The following is a 21018-nucleotide window of genomic DNA, read 5'->3' as shown; positions in this document are numbered from 1 at the left end:
GCAGCCCAAATCACTCACGGGGTTTACCGAGGAGTCAGCTGTGCAGCTCATCAGATGCCCGTGGTGCGGCCCCCGCGAGGAGGTCGAGTTCCACTACGGCGGCCAGGCCCACGTGGCCTACCCCGAGGAACCGGCCGCGCTCACCGACGAGCAGTGGGCGCACTTCGTCTTCTTCCGGGACAACCCGAAGGGCGAGTTCGCCGAACGCTGGAACCACAGCGCCGGCTGCCGGCGCTGGTTCAACGCCGTCCGCGACACCGTCACCTACCGCTTCCAGCGCGTCTACCGCTTGGACCAGTCATGACCTTTCGCACCGAGACCGGCGGCCGCATCGACCGCGCCACAGCCGTCGAGTTCACCTTCAACGGCGAGACGCTGACCGGGCACCCTGGCGACACGCTCGCCTCCGCGCTGCTCGCCAACGGCCGCCACCAGGTCGGGACGAGCATCAAGCTCGGCAGGCCCCGGGGCATCGCGGCGGCCTGGGCCGAGGACCCGTGCGGCCTGGTGCAGATCGAGGAGCCGTTCCCCGAGCCGATGCTGCTGGCCAGCACCTACGAGCTGCACGACGGGCTGGTCGCGCGCGGCATCCCCGGTCAGGGTCGGCTCGCCGAGGTCCCGGACACCGCGCGCTACGACGCCAAACATCTGCACGTCGATCTGCTGGTCGTCGGCGCCGGGCCCGCTGGTCTGACCGCGGCGTTGACCGCGGCCCGCACCGGCGCCCGGGTCGCGCTGGTCGACGAGCAGTCCGAGGCGGGCGGCGCGCTCCTGGGCACCGGCAAGCAGCTGGACTGGGTCGCCGAGACCGTCGCCGAGCTGGCGACGTTCGCCGACGTCACGCACCTGCAGCGGACCACCGCGTTCGGCAACTACGACGACGGTTTCGTGCTCGCCGTGCAGCGCCGCACCGACCATCTGGGAACCTCGGCGCCGCGCAACCAGCCGAGGCAGCGGGTCTGGCGGATCCGTGCGACGCACATCCTGGTCGCGACCGGCGCGCACGAGCGTCCGGTGGTGTTCACCGACAACGACCGGCCGGGCATCATGCTCGCGCACAGCGCCCGGACGTTCCTGCACCGCTACGGCGTGCTCGCCGGACGCGAGGCGGTCGTGTTCACCACCAACGACAGCGCCTACGCCGCCGCGATCGATCTGGCCGACGCCGGGGTCACGATCACCGCGATCGTCGAGGCCCGCGAGCAGGCACCAGCCGGCTGGCTCGGCGAATGCACCCGGCGGGGCATCCCGGTCCGCACCGGCCAGGTCGTGCACGGCACGCTCGGCGACGAGCGCGTCACCCATGCGCTGGTCGGCGACGAGCAACTGGCCTGTGATCTGCTGCTGGTCAGCGGCGGCTGGAACCCCGCCGTGCACCTGTTCAGCCAGGCCAGGGGCAAGCTGCGCTACGACGCCGCGCTCGGCGCGTTCCTTCCGGGCGAGCAGCTCGACGGGATCTCGGTGGCCGGGGCGGCACGCGGCACCTTCGACACCACCGGCTGCCAGGAGGACGGCGAACAGTCCGTCCACGCGGCGTTGAAGCCCGTGAGTGCCGCGGCCGCCTATAGGCGGCCGCGGCACTCACGGGGGGAATCGGCGCCGCTGGTCCTGTGGCGGGTGCCGGGTGGTGACCAGGATCGGCAGTTCGTCGACCTGCAGCGCGACGCCACGGTCGCCGACCTGGCGCGTGCGGTCGGCGCCGGGATGACGTCGATGGAGCACATCAAGCGCTACACGACCATCGGAACCGCCCACGACCAGGGCAAGACGTCCGGGGTCATCGCGTCGGGCATCACCGCGGAACTGCTCGGGCGCCCGATCGAGGACCTGGGCACCACCACGTTCCGCCCGCCCTACACCCCGGTCGCGTTCGCCGCGCTCGCCGGACGCGCCCGGGGTCGGCTGTTCGACCCGGAACGCACCACCGCGCTGCACGACTGGCACGTCGAGAACGGCGCGGTGTTCGAGGACGTCGGCCAGTGGAAGCGCCCGCGCTTCTACCCGCGTCCCGGCGAGGACATGGACGCCGCCGTCCTGCGGGAATGCGCCGCCACCCGCGGCAGCGTCGGCATGCTGGACGGCTCGACGCTCGGCAAGATCGACGTGCAGGGCGCGGACGCGGGCGTGCTGCTGGACCGCATGTACACGAACATGATGTCGACGCTGAAGGTCGGCAGGGTCCGCTACGGCGTGATGTGCGGCGTCGACGGCATGGTCATCGACGACGGCACCGTACTGCGCCTGGCCGAGGACCGGTTCATGGCCATCACCACCACCGGCGGCGCCGCGAAGATCCTGGACTGGCTCGAGGAATGGGTCCAGACCGAGTGGCCGGAGCTGCGGGTGCACATGACCTCGGTGACCGAGCAGTGGTCGGTGTTCCCGGTCGTCGGACCGCGCTCGCGGGACGTCATCAAGGCAGTCTTCCCGGATTTGGACGTCAGCAACGAGAACTTCCCGTTCATGGCCTGGTTCGACACCGAAGTGCAGGGCGTTCCGGCGAGGGTGGCGCGGATCAGCTTCTCCGGCGAGCTGGCCTACGAGGTCAACATCAACTCCTGGTACGCCCCGGCCGTGTGGCAGCTGCTCCTCGACGCCGGCAAGCCCTACGACATCACCCCGTACGGCACCGAGACGATGCACGTGCTGCGCGCCGAGAAGGGCTACCCGATCATCGGGCAGGACACCGACGGCACCGTCACCCCGCAGGACCTCGGCATGAGCTGGGCGGTGTCGAAGAAGAAGCCCGACTTCGCCGGCAAGCGCTCGTTCGCCCGCGCGGAGAACCAGAACCCGCTGCGCAAGCAGCTGGTCGGCCTACTGCCGCAGGACCGGCGGACGGTGCTGCCGGAGGGGTCGCAGATCGTCGAGTTCCACGCCGACGGCACGCTGCCGCCTCCCCCGGTGCCGATGCTCGGGCACGTCACGTCCAGCTACCGCAGCGCCGAGCTCGGTCGCCCGTTCGCGTTGGCGCTGGTCAAGGCCGGTCAGTCGCGCATCGGGGAGACGCTGCACGTGCCGGTGGACGGCGTGCTGGTCCCCGTCGACGTGACCGGGTCCGTCCTGGTCGACCCGGAAGGAGCGCGCCGCGATGGCTGAGCAGCTCACCAGAACCAACCCGCTGCACGCGGCACCGCTGCACGAACTGCCGTCGAGCGTGCAGGCGACCAGCGACCCGTTCGTCGCCATGGTCAACCTGCGCGTCGACCCCACCGGGCCGGGTGCCCGCGCGGCGGCGTCGCTGCTCGGCGTCGACCTGCCGACCACGCCCAACACCTGGGTGCGGGCAGGAGGCAAGACGGTGATCTGGCTCGGCCCCGACGAGTGGCTGGTGACCAGCACCGACACAGTCCCGTGGGTGCTCGAGGACGTCCTGCGCGCGGCCGTGACCAGCCACAACGGCGCGGCGACCGATGTGTCGGCGCAGCGCGTCACCCTGCACCTGACCGGCGAGCACGTGCGTGACGTGCTGGCCACCGGCTGCTCGCTCGACCTGCACCCCACGGTGTTCACCGCGGGTAGTGCCGCCCAGACCAACCTCGGCCAGGCCGGGATCATCCTGCTCGCCCTCGACGAGACCGACCAGTCTTACGACGTTCTCGTCCGCTCGTCGTTCGCCGGCTACCTGGCCACCTGGCTGCTCGACGCCGCCCTGGAATTCAAGGAGGAATCATGACTCCACGCGTAGTGATCATCGGAGCGGGCATCGTCGGCACCAACCTGGCCGACGAGCTGACCGCGCGCGGCTGGAACCGGATCACCGTCCTCGACCAGGGCCCGCTGCCGCTGACCGGCGGGTCCAGCTCGCACGCGCCGGGCCTGGTGTTCCAGGCGAACGCGTCGAAGACCATGACCGAGTTCGCCACCTACACGATCGACAAGCTGGGGACCCTCGACGTCGACGGGCAGTGGTGCTTCAGCCAGCTCGGCGGCCTCGAGGTGGCCACCACCGAATCCCGGCTCGCCGACCTGCACCGCAGGCAGGGCTGGCTCACCTCGTGGGGTGTCGAGGGCTCGGTCGTCGGGCCCGAGGAGTGCAAGCGGCTGCACCCGATGATCGAACAGGACCAGGTCCTGGGTGGTCTGCACGTCCCGACCGACGGTCTGGCGAAGGCGTCCCGGGCGGTCGTCGCGCTGGCTCGTCGGGCCGCGTCGCGGGGCGCGGAGTTCCGCGGGTCGACCCGGGTCACCAGCATCGAGCAGGCAAACGGTCGGGTCACCGGCGTGGGTACCGCGGACGGTGACATCGTCCCCGCCGACATCGTGGTGTCCTGCGCCGGGTTCTGGGGTGTCGAGCTGGGCGCGATGGTCGGCATGTCGGTGCCGCTGCTGCCGCTGGCCCACCAGTACGTCACGACCGACCAGATTCCGGACCTGGTCGGACGCAACGACGAGCTCACCGAGGCGAGCATGCCGATCCTGCGTCACCAGGACCGCGACCTGTACTACCGCGAGCACGTCGACCGCATCGGGATCGGCAGCTACGCGCACCGCCCGATGCCGGTCAACCCGGCCGGTCTGTCCGACAGCAGCGACGTGAGCCACGAGTCGATGCCCTCGATGCTGCCGTTCACCGAGGAGGACTTCGCGCCGTCCTGGGAGGACAGCAAGGTGCTGCTGCCCGCGCTGCGCACAGCGAAGATCGAGACCGGCTTCAACGGCATCTTCTCCTTCACCCCCGACGGCGGCCCGCTGATCGGTGAATCCTCCGAGGTCGCGGGCTTCTGGATCGCCGAGGCGGTGTGGGTGACGCACTCCTCCGGCGTCGGCAGGGCGGTCGCCGAGCTCCTCGTCGACGGGCGTTCGCAGACCGAGCTGCACGGCTGCGACGTACACCGGTTCGAGGACATCCAGCTCGCCGAGGATTACGTCAGCGAGACCTCGCAGCAGAACTTCGTGGAGATCTACGACGTGCTGCACCCGCTGCAGCCGAAGGAGTCGCCCCGCGACCTGCGGGTCAGCCCGTTCCACATCCGGCAGCGTGAGCTGGGCGCGGTGTTCCTGGAGGCGCACGGTTGGGAGCGGCCGCACTGGTTCGAGGCCAACGCGCACCTGGTCTCCCAGCTGCCCGAGGCCTGGGTGCCGCCGGCCCGTGAGCCGTGGGCCGCGCAGTTCCACTCGCCGATCGCGGCGGCCGAGGCGTGGCGGACCCGCGAGTCGGTCGCGATGTACGACATGACACCGCTCAAGCGGCTCGAGGTCGCCGGCCCCGGTGCGCTGGACCTGCTGCAGCGGCTGACCACCAACCAGCTGAACAAGTCGGTCGGTTCGGTCACCTACACCCTCGCGCTGGACGAGGAGGGCGGCGTCCGCAGCGACCTCACCGTGGCACGCCTGGCACAGGACCGTTTCCAGGTCGGCGCCAACGGCAACCTGGACCTCGACTACTTCCAGCGCCAGCTACCGGCGGATGGCTCGGTGCAGGTCCGGGACATCACCGGCGGCACGTGCTGCATCGGGCTGTGGGGGCCGAGGGCCCGAGACCTGGTGCAACCGTTGAGCCGGCAGGACTTCTCGAATGCGAGCCTGAAGTACTTCCGGGCCATCGAGGCGCGCATCGGCGGTGTGCCGGTGACCGCGATGCGGCTGTCCTACGTCGGCGAGCTCGGCTGGGAGATCTACACCAGCGCGGAGAACGGGCTGCGGCTGTGGGACGTGCTGTGGGAGGCCGGGCAGCGGTTCGGCGTCATCGCCGCTGGTCGGGCCGCATTCAACAGCCTGCGGCTGGAGAAGGGCTACCGGTCCTGGGGCACCGACATGACCACCGAGCACAACCCGTACGAGGCCGGGCTCGGGTTCGCGGTGCGCCCGGCGAAGGGTGAGTTCGTCGGGCGCGAGGCGATCGACGGGATCAGCGAGGACACCGTCTCGCGCAAGCTGACCTGCCTGACGATCGACGACGGTTACAGCGTGGTGCTCGGTTCGGAGCCGGTGTTCCTCGCCGGTGAGCCCGCCGGGTACGTGACGAGCGCGGCGTTCGGCCACACCATCGGCCGTCCGATCGCCTACGCGTGGCTGCCGACCAGCCCGGTCGGCACCAAGGTCGACATCCAGTACTTCGGGCGCAAGATCGCCGCAACGGTCACCGCCGAGCCCCTCGTCGACCCGGAGATGACCAAAATCCGAGGCTAAGACCCGTGAGTGGCGAATGGTCCTATCGGACCACTCGCCACTCACGGCATGTGACCAGGAGTTTTGTGCTGCCGTGCTGATCCGCATTCGCCCTGACGTCCGCCCCACCACTGTCGCGAAGGACCCCATGCGCAACGACACCATCGAGAGTTTCCTGGCGGCGCTCGCCGACCGAGTATCGGCTCCCGGCGGCGGCGCCACCGCCGCGCTGCTCGCCGCCCAGGCCGCGGCGCTCGTCGCGATGGTCGCCCGGTACAGCGACGCACCGCGCTTCGCCGAGCATGCCGAGACGATCGCCGGCATCACCGTCGAGGCGGACCAGCTGCGCGCCCGCGCGCTCACCCTGGCCGCCGCGGATGCCGACGCGTTCACCGTCGTCACCGAGGCCTACCGGCTGCCCAAGGATTCCGACGCGCAGAAGTCCGCGAGGTCCGGTGCGATCGCGGCCGCGCTGGTCGACGCGGCACGCGTGCCCGCGCTGGTCATCGGTGTCGCGGACCGCATCCTGGATCTCGCCGAGCAGCTGGCGCCGATCGGCAACCGCAACGTCATCAGCGACGTGGCCGCCGCCGCCGAGGCTGCTCGTGCGGCCGCGACCACCGCGCGGGTCAACGTCGAGATCAACCTGTCCGGCATCACCGATGCCACCGCGCGCCGGGAGCTCGCCGCGGGCGTGGAGTCGGTCGACGATCTGGCGGTCCGTGCGGAGAAGGTCACCGCCTCGGTACGGGAGGGCTTCACCCGATGACCACGCCGCGGGTCCACACCTCCGAGCTGCGGGGAACCGCGCTCGCCAACGAGATTCGCGCCCGCGCCGCGTCGGCCGCGACCGAGCTGACCGCTGCTGGCACACCACCTCAGCTGGCGGTCGTGGTGGCCACCGACGACGGCTCCAGCGCGTGGTACGTCCGGTCGATCGCGCGGGCGGCCGCGAAGACCGGCATCCAGTGCACACTCGTCGAGCTGGGCCCGAAGGCGACGGCCGAGCAGATCCGCACGTCGTTGACCGCATTGAGCGCCGACCCCGAGGTGCACGGGATCATCCTGCAGACCCCGCTGCCCGACGGTGTCGCCTTCGACGACCTGGCTGCCGCGATCGACCCGGCGAAGGACGTCGACGGCGCGAACCCGCTGAGCCTCGGCCGGTTGACCGCGAACCTGCCGGCGTTCGCGCCGGCCACCGCAGCCGCTGTTCTAGCGCTGCTGGACCGGCACGAGATCGAGCTGGCCGGCCGGCACGCCGTGGTCGTCGGCCGTTCGACGGTGGTCGGCAAGCCAACGGCCCAGCTGTTGCTGCAGCGCGACGCCACGGTCAGCATCTGCCACCGCCACACCAAGGACCTCGCGGAAATCACCCGCCGGGCGGACGTCCTGATCAGCGCGGCGGGTCGGATCGGGCTGATCACCGCCGCGCACGTGGCCCCCGAAGCGGTGATCATCGACGTGGGCACCAACCCGACCGACGACGGAGGCCTGGTCGGCGACGTCGACACCGCGTCGGTGCAGGGCAGGGTCGCCGGCGTGACCCCGGTCCCCGGCGGCGTCGGCCCGGTCACGACGGCGCTGCTCCTGCAGCACACGGTCCAGGCGGCCCGCCGCCGGTGACGACCACCCTCACCTCGCACAGACCTTCCGTACGCCGCACAGAGGCCCGGGCCTCTGTGCGGGGTAGGAACGCTCTGTGCGAGCTGCTCGACACCGGCGGGACGTTGGTCGGCGGGATACTCAACGTCACGCCGGACTCGTTCTCCGACGGTGGGCTGTTCCGGAACACCGCGCGGGCCGTGGAGCGGGGGCTGGAGATGGTCTCCGAGGGTGCTGACCTGGTGGACATCGGCGGGGAGTCGACCCGCCCGGGGTCGCACTCCCCGAGCCTTGCCGAGGAGCTGGACCGGGTGATCCCGGTGGTCGAGGCGCTGGCCGGCACGGTTGCGCTGTCCGTGGACACGTCCCGTCCGGAGGTCATGCGCGCCGCGGTGGCCGCTGGCGCGAGCATGATCAACGACGTGCGGGCACTGCGCAGACCGGGCGCGGTGGCTGTCGTCGCCGAGCTGGACGTCCCGGTCTGCCTCATGCACATGCAGCGTGACCCGGCGACGATGCAGCACGATCCGCGCTACGACCAGGTGGTCCACCAGGTCAGGGCCTTCCTCGCCGATCGGATGCGGGCCTGTCTCGACGCCGGTGTCCGGCCGGAGCACCTGGTCGTCGACCCGGGGTTCGGGTTCGGCAAGACCCTGGCCCACAACCTCACGCTGCTGGCCTCGCTGCGTGAGCTGGACTCCCTCGGCGCGCCGATCATGGTGGGGCTGTCCCGCAAGTCGATGCTGGGCGATCTCACCGGCCGCCCGGTGAGCGAGCGTCTCGCCGGTTCGGTCGCCGCCGCGGTACTTGCCGTCCAGCGTGGCGCCCGCATCCTGCGCGTGCACGACGTCGCCGCGACCCGAGACGCCGTGACGATCACCCAAGCTCTAGCCGAGGCGTGAGCGCGCCTCCATCAAGGCGAATCCGAGCAGGTTGAGCCCACACCAGGACGAGGGCCGCCGCGCGCGGTCGTCCTCAGCGATCAGCCCGATCCCCCAGATCCGGTCGACCGGGCTCGCCTCCACCAACACGTGGGACCCGGTGCCGAGCAGGAACTTCCTCAACGCGACGTCCTGACCGAACTTCGCGACGCTGCCGTCGACCACGATGTCGAACCGCCGAGCGAGCCACAGCCGGTCGTCGAAACCGCGCACGGCCCGCCCGAGGGCTTTGGCGTCCTTCGGGTGCGGTGCGTCGATGATCGCGGCGAGGCTCTCCTCGTCACCGAAGAGCCGGGCCTTGCTCGCCATCATCCAGTGCTCAGCGGAGCGGTAGGTGATGCCGTCGACGACGAAGTCGGATTCCCACCACTGGCTCAGGCACGACGGGCCGATCTCGCCGGACGCCAGCGGTTGGTGCCCCCAGAAGTACAGGTACTCCCGCTCCTCGCCATGGTGCTCCAGTGCCACCAGATCCTCGACGGTGCGCGGTTCGGACATGCCCCGACGCTAGTTCCCCTGAGTCGGGCCGGCCACTCATATTTTCTATTATGCCAATTAACACAACAGATGCTAGGTTCTCGCTGTGGAGGAACCTCGGAGACGCGGACGACCGCGCAAGGACCCGACACAACTGGCGCGGTGGACCCCGCCGGAAGGCTGGTCCCGGCTGGTCGCCTGGATCTCCCCCGAGGAGAAGAAGGCGCTCAAACACGTCGCGGTCGAGGCCGACGTCCCGGTCGCCGACCTCATCCGCTCACTGGCCAGCGGGTTGGCCGGCGGCGTCATCACCCACGCCGAGCTGGTCGGCCATGTCACGAGAGGCAAGCAGGTCATGGAGAAGATCCCCACCCTGTTCGAGCGCGACGACCGCTTCCGCGTCGTCGATCGACCCCGCCCCGAGTGCGCCTGGGTCTTCGACGGCGCCGGCGTGGGCACGGAGAAGCTCGACGGCGCCAACACCCGGCTGACCGTGCGCTCGGGACAGCTCGTCCGGGTCGAGAAACGACGCAACCCGAGCAAAGCGCAGAAGCAGCTAGGAATCATCGACGGCTGGTACGTCGACACCGACGCGGAGGCCACCGAGGACAGGTGGCTGCGGGCGGCGGCCGGCAACACCGACGTGTCGGGCTGGCCGGACGGAGAGCACCCGTGCGAGGCGCTCGGTCCGCGTATCCAGGGCAACCCCCTCGCGCTCGACGAGCACCTGTGCGTCCCGTTCGACACCGAGGCACCGGTCCTGCCCGACGTGCCCCGGGGTTTCACCGAGCTGCGTGACTTCCTGGCGACCCTGGAGAGCCGCTTCGCCCCCGGTCAGCTCGCCGAAGGCGTCGTCTTCCACCACCCCGACGGCCGCAGAGCCAAGATCAAGCGCAAGGACTTCCAGAACTAGTACTAGCTGCTTCAAAAACAAGAAGTATGATGAGCCGTGACCACCACCCGACTCGGATACCTCCTGCCCACTCGGGACCGGGCCGTTCACGGCGACAGCGAGCTCGCCCCGCTGATCGACCTGGCGACACGCGCCGAGAGGCTGGGCTTCGACTCCGTCTGGGCGGGTGACAGCCCGATCACCCGCCCGCGCGCCGACCCGCTGCTGGTCCTGGCCGCGGCGGCCGCGGTCACGCATCGGGTCCAGCTCGGCACGGCCGTCCTGCTGGCCGCACTGCGCCACCCGATCCTGCTGGCCCACCAGCTCGCGACCCTGGACCGGCTCTCCGACGGGCGGCTGATCGCGGGCATGGGCGCCGGGTTCCCGCATCGCAACACCGCGGCGCAGTTCGCGGCTCTCGGCGTCGACTTCGATCGTCGGACCACCAGGCTGACCGAGTCGATCGAGGTGATGCGTCGGCTCTGGACCGAGCGAGAGGTCGCCTACCAGGGACGACACTTCGACTTTCGTGACGTGACGGTCGCGCCGCGACCCGCGAGGCCGGGCGGCCCTCCGGTGTGGCTGGCCGGCTCGGGGCCGGCGCTGCGCCGCGTCGCACGGGTCGCCGACGGCTGGCTGCCCTATCCGCCCTCGCCAGCCACCTACGCCGAGGAGCTCGCGACGGTCCGGCGGCTCACGCCCGCGCTGTACGCGACGGTGTGCGTCGACAGCGATCCCGAACGGGGGCGCGCCCGGCTGCGCGCCAGCATCGAGCGCTACTACAACGCATCTTTGGAGAGGGTCGAGACCGTCCAGGCCACGTTCGCCGGTTCGGCCGCCGCCACCGCGGGCTGGTTGCGGTCCTACACCGAGGCGGGCGCGCGGCACATCGTCGTGCGCTTCGCCGTCGACGACCACGCCGAAGCGCTCGACCAGTTCGCCGACCAGGTACTCCCGGCCCTGCGGGTGGGGAGCACACCAGGGCACCCGGACCCAGGTGTGCCGACGACCCCGACTCAGAGTGCTGAGAACCCCGACTCGCGGGAAGAGGTGCGCACGCGATGACCAGCGTCGTCCTGGTTCACGGTGCTTGGCACGGCGCCTGGGCGTGGGAGCGGGTCGAGCCGCTGCTGACCGACGCGGGCGTCCGCGTCGTCACCCCCGATCTGGCCCGCGAACGTGACGTCGGGTTGCACGACCACGTCGAGCAGGTGCTGGGCTCGATGCCCGACGACGAGCTGGTCCTGGTCGGGCACAGCTACGCGGGCCTGGTCGTCCGGCAGGCGGCGGACGCACGGCCCGATCGCGTCAAGCGCATCGTGCTGATCGACGGCTGGGCAGGGCCGGACGGTTCGAGCATGGCGAACCTGACCCCGGACTGGTTCATGCCAGCAATGCACGCGGCGGCCGGTGACGACCAGCTGATCCCGGCGCCGCCCCCGGCCGCGTTCGGCATCACCGAGCCGCGGGACAGTGCCTGGCTCGCGCACCGTCTCGGTCCGCACCCGCTGCGCACCTTCACCGAGGAGACCCGGCTGAGCGGCGCGGTCGAGGACATCCCCGCCGTCGCGGTGTGCGCCACGCCGTCGACGCTGCCCTTCGCCCGGCTCGCACAGGCCCTGGGATATCCGATCGTGCCCGTGACCGGCCCACACGATGTGATGCTGACCGATCCCCACCGGATCGCGGACCTGCTGCTGCCCGACACAATGCGCTAGTGCAACAGCGGACCTACGGGCAGTACTGCGCCACCGCGCGCACCCTCGACCTGGTCGGGGAACGGTGGACGTTACTGCTCGTCCGTGAGCTGCTGACCGGCCCGAAACGGTACGGCGACCTGCAGCGCAGCCTGCGCGGCATGGGCACCGGCCTGCTCGCGGCCAGACTGAAACACCTGGAGCGGGAGGGGCTGGCACACAAGGTCACGCTGCCGGCGCCCGCCCGCACTCCCGCCTACGCCCTGACCGAGGCGGGTGAAGAGCTCGGTCCCGCCGTGCTGGCGCTCGCCCGCTGGGGGACGAAGTGGGCGATGGGCAGCCGCCGCGAGGACGAGACGTTCCACCCGGGTTGGGCGGTGCTGGCGATGGAGGCGTTCTTCGTCCCCCAGGAGGCAGCCGACCTGTGCGCCGTCTATGAGTTCCGCGTCGGCGACGAGGTGTTCCATCTGCGGGTCGAGAACGGCACGATCGACGCTCAGCACGGTCCCGCGCAGCACCCGGACGCGGTGATCGACACCGGCGAGGAGATGTTCGCCCAGCTCGCGGAGGGTCGCGAACGGCTGGCGGACGCCATCGGGGACGGCCGAGCGACCGCATCCGGCGACGCCGAGGCGTTGCGCAGGCTCGCGACGCTGTTCTGCCTCCCCGTTCCCGTAGATCGGTCGGCAAGCCCACGACCTAGTGAAAATTGTTAAGAGTGTCCTGAATGACGTGATCGTTTCAGTACAGTTTTGCGCGATCACACAACTCGACACAGACCGGATAAGCAATGAGTCAGCTCCAGACGATGCTGCTGGGCGTAGTCGCCGGACTTGCGATCTTGCTCGGGCCGCCGCTGGCGCGCCCGCTGCTCTCCGCGCGGGCCACAGCACGGGTGTTCCTCACCGCCTTCACCGGCGGCCTACTGGTCTTCATGCTCTGGCACGTCCTGTACCGAGCATTCGTCCCGCTGAACGGCGCGCTGCTCCGGTTCTACGACGACATGGACGACTCCACCGACGTGTGGACGTTCAGTGCTCTGTTCCTGGGCGGCCTGCTCGTCGGTTACGGGATCCTGATCTGGATCGACGCGTCGACCAGGGCCAAGGGCGCCGTACCGCCCTTCGACGCCGGCACGACCTCCTCCCCGTCGCTGCAGGACCAGTGGGGACCGGGCGCGGGCGGCGGTTCGGTCGCCACCCACACGTTCACCCAGGCCCGCCCGACGGCCAGCAGGCCGGACACCGGACGACTGGCGATGAGCACCGCCATCGCGGTCGGCCTGCACAACCTGTGTGAGGGCCTCGGCATCGGTAACAACGGCGCCTACGGCTGGATCGCCATCACCACGATGCTGGTGGTCGCCGTGGTCTTCCAGAACGTCGTCGCGGGCTTCGCGCTCGCCGCCCCGTTCGTCACCGGCCCGGAACGCGCCGGCGGCGGTCGCCTCACCATGCTGGCGCTGATCGCCGGCGTTCCGACGATCCTGGGCACCTACCTGGGCTGGCTGGTCAGCGACATCGGCCTCGACCACGACATGGTCGACACCGCGATGCAGGCGGTCGCCGGTGGCGCGATCCTGTGCGTGCTGCTGTCGATGTTCACCGAGGTCGTCAAGCTCGGCCACCGCACGGCGCTACAGCTCGGTCTGCTGACCGGCCTCACCGTGGCGTTCTTCGGCGAAATCCTGCTCATGGCGGGCAGCGGTGCCTGAGCACAGGACCCGCCGCCCGATCGCCTGGGCAGTCCTCGCACTGACCAGCGTCCTGGTGGTCGCCGGGTGCGCCGGGCCGCTCACGATCGACCCGGTCGCGGCGACCGCCGAGGACGGCAGGGGCGCGATCCGCCCGCTGCCCACGCCGGAGAACTGCGACACCACGGTCACCGACGCCGACGGCATGAGCGACGCGATGGACGACGCCAAGGCCGGCCAGCGGATCTGCCTGATCGGCAACTTCGGCACCCGCAGGCTGCAGCTGGAGAACTCGGGCACCGAGGACCAGCCGATCGAGATCGTCGGCGACGGCCACACCATCGTCAGAGGCATCAGCATCGAGGCCAACAACGTCCAGGTCAGCGGCATCAACGCGGTGCGCGGCTTCGCGCCGGGCATCGAGCTGATCGGCAACAACATCAAGCTGGAGAACAGCACCTCGATCGACCCGGAGGGCGGCGACCGTGACGGTCTGCGGTTCTTCGGCAACAACATCACCATCTCGCACAACACGATCCGCAACACGCTGAACTTCGACCTGGCGCACGCGGACTGCATGCAGACCTTCGCCACCGACGAGGAGAACGGGCCGAGCAAGCACGTCCTCATCGCGAACAACCGGTGCGAGAACGTCGAGAACATGTGCCTGATGGCCGAGGGGCCGCACAGCCTCGCGGGCGACGGCATCGGTGAGGGCGAGTCGAACGACTTCGTCTTCTCGAACAACTACTGCGACATCCACGCGTCGCAGGCCACCGAGGTCGACGACATCCAGAACGCGAAGTTCACGCACAACGTGGTGGTCAGCTCACCGCCGAAGGCGTGGTCGTTCCAGAACAAGGCGACCGGCGGTGTGGTCAGCGGCAACCTGATCTCACCGGAGACCGACTACGAGGTCGGCATGGACGACTCGTCGCGCGCGAACTACAAGGGCCCCGAACCTGGCGGCGGCCCCTGATCGGCTACCGCTTGTGAAGGAGCCCGCCCGGTACACATCACCGGGCGGGCTCTTTCGCGTTCAGTGGTTGAGCTCCGAGGTCAGGGTGCGGGTGGCGATCGAGGTGTTCTCCCAGAACCGCAGCTCGGCGTAGGTGACGACCTGCACCGCGACCCCGTACACCGCGAGCGGGATGGTCAGCGCGGCCTGCACAATCGCCACGGCCACCGAGCCGGGCCCGAGCATCCAGTTCAACAGCCCGACCACGATGAAGTAGGCCACGAGGTACGGGATGGTCAGCAGCACGGCGACCACCAGCCGCCCGAAGGTCGCCCAGAACCGGCGCTTGATCAGCTGGAAACACCGGGGAATGCCGGCCCGGTCGACGAACAGCACACCGAACAGCGACCCGAACAGCGTCGTGCCCAGGTAAGCGACCAGGGCGAACGCGACCACGGCTCCGATGACGCCGGCGACGTCCGACTTGATGAGCATCGACGGAACCATCGGCACGACGAGCGCGACCAGCACGATGAGGCCGGTGAGGATCGTCCATCCAACGGCGGGCAGTAGCCGGGGCAGCGCGAACCCGATCCCGTCGACGATCGAGCCGGACTGCCGGTTCGCGTCCCGGATCGCGACGTAGACCGAAGCGCCCGCGACCAGGACGCTGACAAGCAGGATCACCACGGCCAGGACCACGAACAGCGGCCAGTAGGCGAGGATCGACTTGACGATCAGGCCCTGTGCCTCGTTCTGGTCGGTGATCTTGGCTTCGGCGACCATCCGCTGCGCTTCTTCCCGGGTGGGCGTCACGACCACCAGCGCGATGGACCCGACGGTCGAACACACCGCGCTGATCAACGCCAGCAGCGCCAACGATCGGAAGCTACGGCCCAGGACCCTGAACACCCGGCGGACCCAGCCGCCGAAATCCAGCGGCACGAGCGGATCGCTCAACATTCCCGAGTAGTCGCCACCAGCGGTGCTCATGACCACGGACGGTATCCGGTCAGCCCACCACGCTGGCCGGATATACCGCGAGCGTCACCGAAAATTGCGGCGGCCGAGTCTGAATCGTCGCTCGTCGACGCCCGTCTCCATCTGCCGGTAGGCCAGCACGCCCGCGACGACCGCCACCACGCTCCCGCCGAGGATCACCGACCGGGGCCCTCCGAAGGAGAAGGTGAACCCCCAGACGGTCACCGGGTGGACCGTCATCACGGTGATGAGCAGTGGCGACAGCGTCGCCGAGCAGCCCAGGACGATCTTCAGCATCGACTGGTACACCGCGTTGACCCGGCCCCGCATGGCGTCCTCGACCCGGGACCCGATGATGGTGATCGCGACCAGGAACGCCGAGCCGCCGGTCGCACCGATCAGCACGGCCACGACCAGGGACAGGATCAGGCTCGGCGACAACGCCATCGGCACCAGGCACACCCCGGCCAGCACGACCGCGGAGCCGAACAGCCGCCGGTGCGGCACCCGCCGGGCCAGCTTCGGCGCGCCGACCAGCCCGCCGAGCACGCCGAGGAAGATCGCGAGCAGCAGCATGCCGTACGCCGCCTGGCCGCCGTGCAGACCGCGCGAGTAGGGCTGCGCGGCGCCCACCACCAGACCACCGGCGGCGAGCGCGCCCGTCATCCCGGTGAACAGGCCGCGCACCAGCGGGGTGTGCCGCACGTAGCGGACGCCGTCGCGCACCATGTCCCGCAGTCGTGGGCTGTCCACGACCGGCGCGCCCGTCGTCTCGGCCCGCCGCGACAGCTCCGGAAGCCTGGTCGCGATCACCACCGCACTCGCCAGATAGAACGCGGCCGCCACCACGATCGCCACCCTGACCAGCATGTTCGCCTCGAGCAGGTGCGTGGGCAGCTGGACGACCGGGTTGGCTCCGGTGATCAGGACGAACAACAGCCCGCCGACCAGGACCGACAGTCCGTAGGTCATCACCAGTCCGACCTGCGTGGCCGATTCCATCTCCTGCGGTCCGCGCAGCAGATTCGGCAACGCGGAGTCCTTGCACGGGATCCACAGAATGGCCGCGACCTGAGTCAGAAAGGTGCCGGCGAAAATCCACCAGTAGCTGCCGGCGAATGCGATCGACAACAGCAACAGGCACCGCGCGATATCGGCGACGGCCATGACGACGCGCCGGTCGAAACGGTCCGCGAGCAGCCCCCCGAGCGGCGCGAACAGCAGCCCGGGCAGCAGGTTCGCGAGCACCACACCGGGCAGGGCGAAGTTCGCGCCGGCGGCGGTGGTCGCGGTGCTGCCGGCCAGCCCGGACAGCGCGAGGACGGTCAGCCAGTCCGCCGAGCTGCACAGACCGGTGACGATCCACAGCCGGCGGAACGACCGCGTGGACAACACCACCCGCGCCTGGGCGAGCGTGGAGCCGCCGGCGGCGAACGTGCGGTCCCCCTCGGTCACCCGTGTCCCCCTCCGGTCAGCACCGCAGCTTAGAACGCCCGGCACCGCCGGGGTTCGATCAGGGATCGCCCACGAGGCCCCACCTCACACTTTCCCGCCTTTTCGCAAGAATTTTTCTCGACTGAATCCCTGTTCGCCGGTCACACTGATCCGGCGATCACACATTCGAGCAGATGGGGAGTTTCCGCGATGGTTCCGAGTCCGGTCTTGTCACGGACCGCGGTGGCTCTCGTACCGATGACATGCCTCGCCGCGATGTTGGTGGCTCCGGGTCCGTCCTCGGCTCCGACGACCGCGACGGTAGCGCTGGCCGCTCACTCGACCGACGCGCCGCAAAGCCGGCCGCACGCTTCGCTGGCCGCGGACCCTGGCGGAGGACCGGGAGGCGGGCCGGGCGACGGGACCGATCCCGGGCCGATCCTCCCGCCCGGAAGCGGCGGCGGCTCAGCCGGTTCGGGCGGCTCAGGTGGGTCAGGTGACTCCGGCTCGGGTGACTCCGGCGGCTCGGGAGGTTCGAGCGGCTCCGGCGGCTCCGGCGGGTCGGGCGGCTCCGGCGGTAACTCCGGCGGGGTCATCGACTCGGGCTCGTCCGGCGTGGGCGGACCGTCGATGGGGTTCGTGGACAGCGTGCAGAGCACGATCGCCGCCGCGATCGGCTGGCTGGGCAAGCTGTTCGGCTCACCCAAGGCCGACGCCGCGCCCGCTGCCTCGGATCTGCCCCCGGGTGTTCGCCCGCTCCAGCCGGCCAATGCGCAGGAGGCGGCCGAATCCGACGCCGAGAAGCAGAACGCGGCGTGCAGCCAGCTCCAGCGCTACCGCGAGGACCAGTCCCGCCGGGAACCGAACAAGAACACGGACCCGGACAAGCAGAAGTCCACCACCGAACACGACCAGAACCCTGCGGCCCTGGAGGGCTTCTGCGCCGAACGCTGGGGCAACCCAGCCGACCCGCCCCCAATCCGCTAACACTCCGAGCCCCACCCCCGACACCGCGCACCTCCTCCCCACACCGCGCTACGTGCACACTGCGCGGTGTCGACGGAAGGTGCGCGGTCTCCACCTCGCGCACCCCACGCACGTTCCGGCGACCCCGCGCACCTTCGGCGCACACCGCGCATGTTCCGACCACGCCGCGCCACGTGCACACTGCGCGGCGTGGCCGGAAGGTGTGCGGCGTCAACCCCGGGCACGCCATGCACACCGCGCGCACCGCGCACTTTCGGAGCACGCCGCGCACGTTCCGTCGACACCGCGCACCTTCCGTCGACACCGCGCACCTTCGGCGCACACCGCGCACCTTCCGACCACGCCGCGCTATGTGCACACTGCGCGGCGTGGTCGCGGGGTGCGCGGTGTCAACCCCGCGCACACCGCGCACGTTCCAGCCACCCGCGCACCTTCGGCGCACACCGCGCACGTTCCGGCCACGCCGCGCACTGTGCACAGAGCGCGGGGTGGACGGAGGGTGCGCGGTGTCGGGTCGGGGGTGTGGTCAGCCTGCCCGTGGGAGCAGGTCGGGTTCCGTGTACTTGGACAGGAACGTGCGGATCGTCTGGGCGAACGTCTCGGGGTCGCGCAGGTAGGGCAGTGTTCCTGACGGGGTGGGCGTGGGTCTCGGCCTGGTCATTGGTTGGGTGCCTTCGTGTGCTCCCCAGATCTGCAGGGTCGGGATGCGTTCCGCCAGTTCGGCGAGCCAGCGCCTCGGCGGATGCTCCTCGGCCCCGTACCTGATCATGCGGGCGATGCGGGTGAGTGCCATCGCGCGGCCGGGCGAGGTCGCCATGTGGAGCTGCTCCTCGACCATCGCGTCGAGGTCCTCCGGCGAGACGCCTGCCGGGGTGCCCAGCCTCGCGCGCAGCGACGGGCGCCCCGGGCGTGCGATGCGGGTGGCGAGCTCGACCCTGGCCCGGGGTGTCAGCTCCTCGAGCACGCTCGGCTCGCACAGCACGAACGCGTCGACGGACGGCTCACCCCAGTCGGAGCAGACCAGGTCCCACGCGGCGCGCAGCGCGGGCTGTCCGCCGAGGCCGGCTCCGATGACGGTTGCGGTGCCGGTCTCGATGTTGTCCAGCAGCACGTCGCGGACGAAGTTCGAGTAGCCGGCCATGGTGAAGTCGAAGCCGTCGTAGCCGCTGGCGAAACCGTGTCCGACCAGGTCGAATGCCCGGACCCGGTACCCACTGGCGGCGAGCGGCTCCATGCACCGGCGCCAGTCGTCGGCCCGGCCGCCGAAGTCGTGCACCAGCCAGATCTCCCGTGGGCCGGTGCCCACGTCCAGCACGCGGGTGTACCGGCCACATGCGGTTATCGGATACTCGATGATCATGTTCACGCCTGTTCCTCGTCGTGGCTCGACCGTAGGAGTGGCGCGGCGGGAGGAACAAGGTTCGCTATGCACAGCCGATGCGGCGGACGGTAACGATGTGCTGCGTTTCTAGAGCGACAGTGCGGCGCGTTCCTGGATGGCCAACGCCAGGAACAGGTCGTACCGGGCCGACGGAGCGCCGAGCAGTGAGCGGCCCAGCATCTGCTCGACCCGGACCAACCGCTTCCGCACGCCGGGCGCGGAGACGCCGATGGCCGTCGCGGCGGGTTCCAGCTGGGCGTCGGCGGTGAGCCAGGCTTCGAGTGTGCGCCGCAACGTCACGTTGTCGGGCTGCAGCAGACCGTTGAGGAAGGAGTCGCTCCAGCTGCGCACCGACGGGGTGTCGAGCAGTTCGAGGAAGCCGAGCGGTCGGTCGGGGAACGTCGGGCTCCCGGGTTCGGGGAGCCGGGGGCCGGCGAGCAGACGCAGCGCGAGGTGCAGCTGCGCTTGGGTGGGCACCCGATCGAGGCACACCCCGAGCAGCTCGCCGACGTGGCGCAGCCGCGCGAGCAAGGTGTTGCGGTGGATCTTCAACTGGCGAACCGCGCCACCTCGGAAGTCCAGCCAGGCGCGCAAGGTGGTGATCAGTTCCGCGGCGTCCGGGTCCTGTGGGCGCGCCGGTAGGTAGCGCAGCAGCGGGTCCAGCAGCGCGGCCGCCCACTGCGCGCCACCGGGCTGCAACCTGCTCGCGACATCCCCCTCGCGGGAGAACCGCAGGTAGCGATCGGTCGTGTGCCGCGCGGCGGTGAGTGCGTGGAAGGCCTGCTCGTAGCCGGTCGGCACGTCCCGAAGCCGGACCGCCTCACCCGCGCCGATCACCAGGTTCCGGTGCCCGTCACCTCGGCGCAGCAGCGGCTCCATGTCGTCGGCGGCATCCCGGGATTCGCTCGTCGGGACCAGCACGATCAGGTGCCGGCGGTACACCGGGCAGCGGATGACCCAGGCGTGGCCGCGCAGGACGTCCTCGCACAGCAGCGCGATCTCCTCCCGTTCGGTCGCGGGGCCCTCGACGAGGTAGACCCGCACGATGTCGGGCAACGGGGGTGCCAGTGCCGAACCGACGCGGCGCGCCCCGCCGAGGTCGCCGATCATCAGCAGGTGCAGCACGGATTCGCGGATGACGATCTCCGCGTCGCGCAGCCGGGCCTGGTGCCGTTCGGCCTGGTCCAGTCGCCACCGGAGATCGATGAGCCGCAGCGCGTCGGCGAGGACCGAGCTGTCGTCCGGGCCGGTGAGCGGAGTTCCCGTCAGCACGAGGATCGGGGATCGTGGTCCGCCGCCGACGGTCACCAACCGAACGTGATGGCCCGGCGCCGATATGGCTGCCGAGCGTTTGTCGCCTTCGGTGAGTCGGCGTACCCCGTCGGCGATCTCGTCGGACATGTCGAGCGTGCGCGTCCGGACACCCGGTACCGGGGCACCTGTGTGATCGAGGAGCGCCGTCTGACCCCGGAACCGCTGTTCCAGCCAGTTCAGCAGTCGCCGCAGGCCGTCCTCACCGACGGCCAGTCGATGCATCTCTCGTAAGTCGTTGTCCATGTCACGCGCCGTCTATTCAGCGGGTCGCAGCATTGTGGGGTGCAGATTAGTGCCGGGAACTCACCACGTCGACCCACACCACTCACAGGCCCCGCGTGGTCACGGAGCGTCTATCGTCCAGCAGCGGGACTATGTGTTGACCAGGGGGTATACCCCAGCGGCGGCTACCCACACCGGTGAGTCCACTACCCTACGTAATACGAATGAGGACGCAAAAAGGCGGGCCCGGAAACCGGGCCCGCCTTCTATGGGGTTTGTATGTCGGCGGTGTCCTACTCTCCCACACCCTACCGAGTGCAGTACC

At 70.1% G+C, this 21018-nt stretch carries 19 protein-coding genes; 14 read left to right on the top strand and 5 right to left on the bottom strand.

Going from position 1 to position 21018, the window contains the following annotated elements; translation table 11 throughout:
• Positions 1 to 40 precede the first annotated feature (40 nt).
• The 7 genes from G406_RS0122975 (at position 41) to folP (ending at position 8618) form a co-directional block, all read left to right on the top strand.
• Positions 41 to 304, top strand: a complete 264-nt coding sequence (locus tag G406_RS0122975) for a sarcosine oxidase subunit delta (RefSeq protein ID WP_028935583.1) — start codon at positions 41 to 43, stop codon at positions 302 to 304.
• Positions 301 to 3099, top strand: a complete 2799-nt coding sequence (locus G406_RS0122970) for a 2Fe-2S iron-sulfur cluster-binding protein (protein ID WP_028935582.1) — start codon at positions 301 to 303, stop codon at positions 3097 to 3099. Before G406_RS0122975 ends, G406_RS0122970 begins: the two co-directional genes overlap by 4 nt.
• On the top strand, positions 3092 to 3676 hold the full coding sequence (locus G406_RS0122965) for a sarcosine oxidase subunit gamma (protein WP_028935581.1): 585 nt from the start codon (positions 3092 to 3094) through the stop codon (positions 3674 to 3676). The genes G406_RS0122970 and G406_RS0122965 overlap by 8 nt, the downstream gene beginning before the upstream one ends.
• The gene (locus G406_RS0122960; RefSeq protein WP_037078103.1) at positions 3673 to 6132 is read left to right on the top strand and encodes a GcvT family protein; all 2460 of its coding nucleotides are present in this window, start codon (positions 3673 to 3675) and stop codon (positions 6130 to 6132) included. Before G406_RS0122965 ends, G406_RS0122960 begins: the two co-directional genes overlap by 4 nt.
• A gap of 127 nt (positions 6133 to 6259) precedes the next feature.
• Positions 6260 to 6880, top strand: coding sequence for a cyclodeaminase/cyclohydrolase family protein (locus tag G406_RS0122955; protein WP_028935579.1), 621 nt, complete (start codon positions 6260 to 6262; stop codon positions 6878 to 6880).
• Positions 6877 to 7737, top strand: a complete 861-nt coding sequence (locus G406_RS0122950) for a bifunctional 5,10-methylenetetrahydrofolate dehydrogenase/5,10-methenyltetrahydrofolate cyclohydrolase (protein ID WP_028935578.1) — start codon at positions 6877 to 6879, stop codon at positions 7735 to 7737. The genes G406_RS0122955 and G406_RS0122950 overlap by 4 nt, the downstream gene beginning before the upstream one ends.
• Positions 7738 to 7793: 56 nt before the next feature.
• Positions 7794 to 8618, top strand: coding sequence for a dihydropteroate synthase (gene folP / locus G406_RS49150; protein ID WP_051342544.1), 825 nt, complete (start codon positions 7794 to 7796; stop codon positions 8616 to 8618).
• Here folP and G406_RS0122940 read toward each other — a convergent pair.
• Complete coding sequence (locus tag G406_RS0122940; protein ID WP_028935577.1) at positions 8604 to 9155, bottom strand: riboflavin biosynthesis intermediates N-glycosidase; 552 nt, start codon at positions 9153 to 9155, stop codon at positions 8604 to 8606. The two genes, folP and G406_RS0122940, sit on opposite strands and share 15 nt — an antisense overlap.
• A gap of 85 nt (positions 9156 to 9240) precedes the next feature.
• On the opposite strand from G406_RS0122940, the gene G406_RS0122935 reads away from it, so the two are divergent.
• From G406_RS0122935 to G406_RS49140, 6 genes are all read left to right on the top strand, one after another.
• The gene (locus G406_RS0122935; protein ID WP_084216322.1) at positions 9241 to 10047 is read left to right on the top strand and encodes a hypothetical protein; all 807 of its coding nucleotides are present in this window, start codon (positions 9241 to 9243) and stop codon (positions 10045 to 10047) included.
• Between the two features lie 36 nt (positions 10048 to 10083).
• Entirely contained in the window at positions 10084 to 11091 is a 1008-nt protein-coding gene (locus tag G406_RS49145; RefSeq protein WP_064743005.1) for an LLM class flavin-dependent oxidoreductase, read from the top strand.
• The gene (locus G406_RS0122925) at positions 11088 to 11744 is read left to right on the top strand and encodes an alpha/beta hydrolase (protein ID WP_028935575.1); all 657 of its coding nucleotides are present in this window, start codon (positions 11088 to 11090) and stop codon (positions 11742 to 11744) included. Before G406_RS49145 ends, G406_RS0122925 begins: the two co-directional genes overlap by 4 nt.
• Positions 11744 to 12439 (top strand): winged helix-turn-helix transcriptional regulator, encoded by a 696-nt coding sequence (locus tag G406_RS0122920; protein ID WP_028935574.1) that lies wholly within the window; start codon positions 11744 to 11746, stop codon positions 12437 to 12439. Before G406_RS0122925 ends, G406_RS0122920 begins: the two co-directional genes overlap by 1 nt.
• 74 nt (positions 12440 to 12513) lie before the next feature.
• Positions 12514 to 13437 (top strand): ZIP family metal transporter, encoded by a 924-nt coding sequence (locus G406_RS0122915; protein ID WP_028935573.1) that lies wholly within the window; start codon positions 12514 to 12516, stop codon positions 13435 to 13437.
• Positions 13430 to 14395: a polysaccharide lyase domain-containing protein gene (locus G406_RS49140; protein WP_051342543.1), complete on the top strand. Its 966-nt coding sequence runs from the start codon at positions 13430 to 13432 to the stop codon at positions 14393 to 14395. The genes G406_RS0122915 and G406_RS49140 overlap by 8 nt, the downstream gene beginning before the upstream one ends.
• A 60-nt stretch (positions 14396 to 14455) precedes the next feature.
• Here the strand turns inward: G406_RS49140 and G406_RS0122905 are convergent, their stop codons facing one another.
• Entirely contained in the window at positions 14456 to 15367 is a 912-nt protein-coding gene (locus G406_RS0122905) for a hypothetical protein (protein ID WP_028935572.1), read from the bottom strand.
• Positions 15368 to 15421: 54 nt separating this feature from the next.
• Positions 15422 to 16810: an MFS transporter gene (locus tag G406_RS49135; protein ID WP_051342542.1), complete on the bottom strand. Its 1389-nt coding sequence runs from the start codon at positions 16808 to 16810 to the stop codon at positions 15422 to 15424.
• Between the two features lie 222 nt (positions 16811 to 17032).
• Here G406_RS49135 and G406_RS58485 point away from each other — a divergent pair, with 222 nt between their 5' ends.
• Positions 17033 to 17776, top strand: coding sequence for a hypothetical protein (locus tag G406_RS58485; RefSeq protein WP_211241237.1), 744 nt, complete (start codon positions 17033 to 17035; stop codon positions 17774 to 17776).
• Positions 17777 to 18302: 526 nt separating this feature from the next.
• On the opposite strand, the gene G406_RS0122890 is transcribed toward G406_RS58485, so the two are convergent.
• Both G406_RS0122890 and G406_RS0122885 read right to left on the bottom strand, forming a co-directional pair.
• Positions 18303 to 19136: an alpha/beta fold hydrolase gene (locus G406_RS0122890; protein ID WP_245607199.1), complete on the bottom strand. Its 834-nt coding sequence runs from the start codon at positions 19134 to 19136 to the stop codon at positions 18303 to 18305.
• A gap of 108 nt (positions 19137 to 19244) precedes the next feature.
• Positions 19245 to 20714: a helix-turn-helix domain-containing protein gene (locus G406_RS0122885; protein WP_028935569.1), complete on the bottom strand. Its 1470-nt coding sequence runs from the start codon at positions 20712 to 20714 to the stop codon at positions 19245 to 19247.
• Positions 20715 to 21018 lie beyond the last annotated feature (304 nt).

It is taken from the genome of Actinospineispora spinosispora DSM 44797 (genome assembly GCF_000429025.1).
In the GTDB taxonomy this organism is placed as follows: Bacteria; Actinomycetota; Actinomycetes; order Mycobacteriales; family Pseudonocardiaceae; genus Pseudonocardia; species Pseudonocardia spinosispora.
Note: the sequence above shows the minus strand (reverse complement) of the source record. Positions and strands in the feature narration are given on the sequence as shown.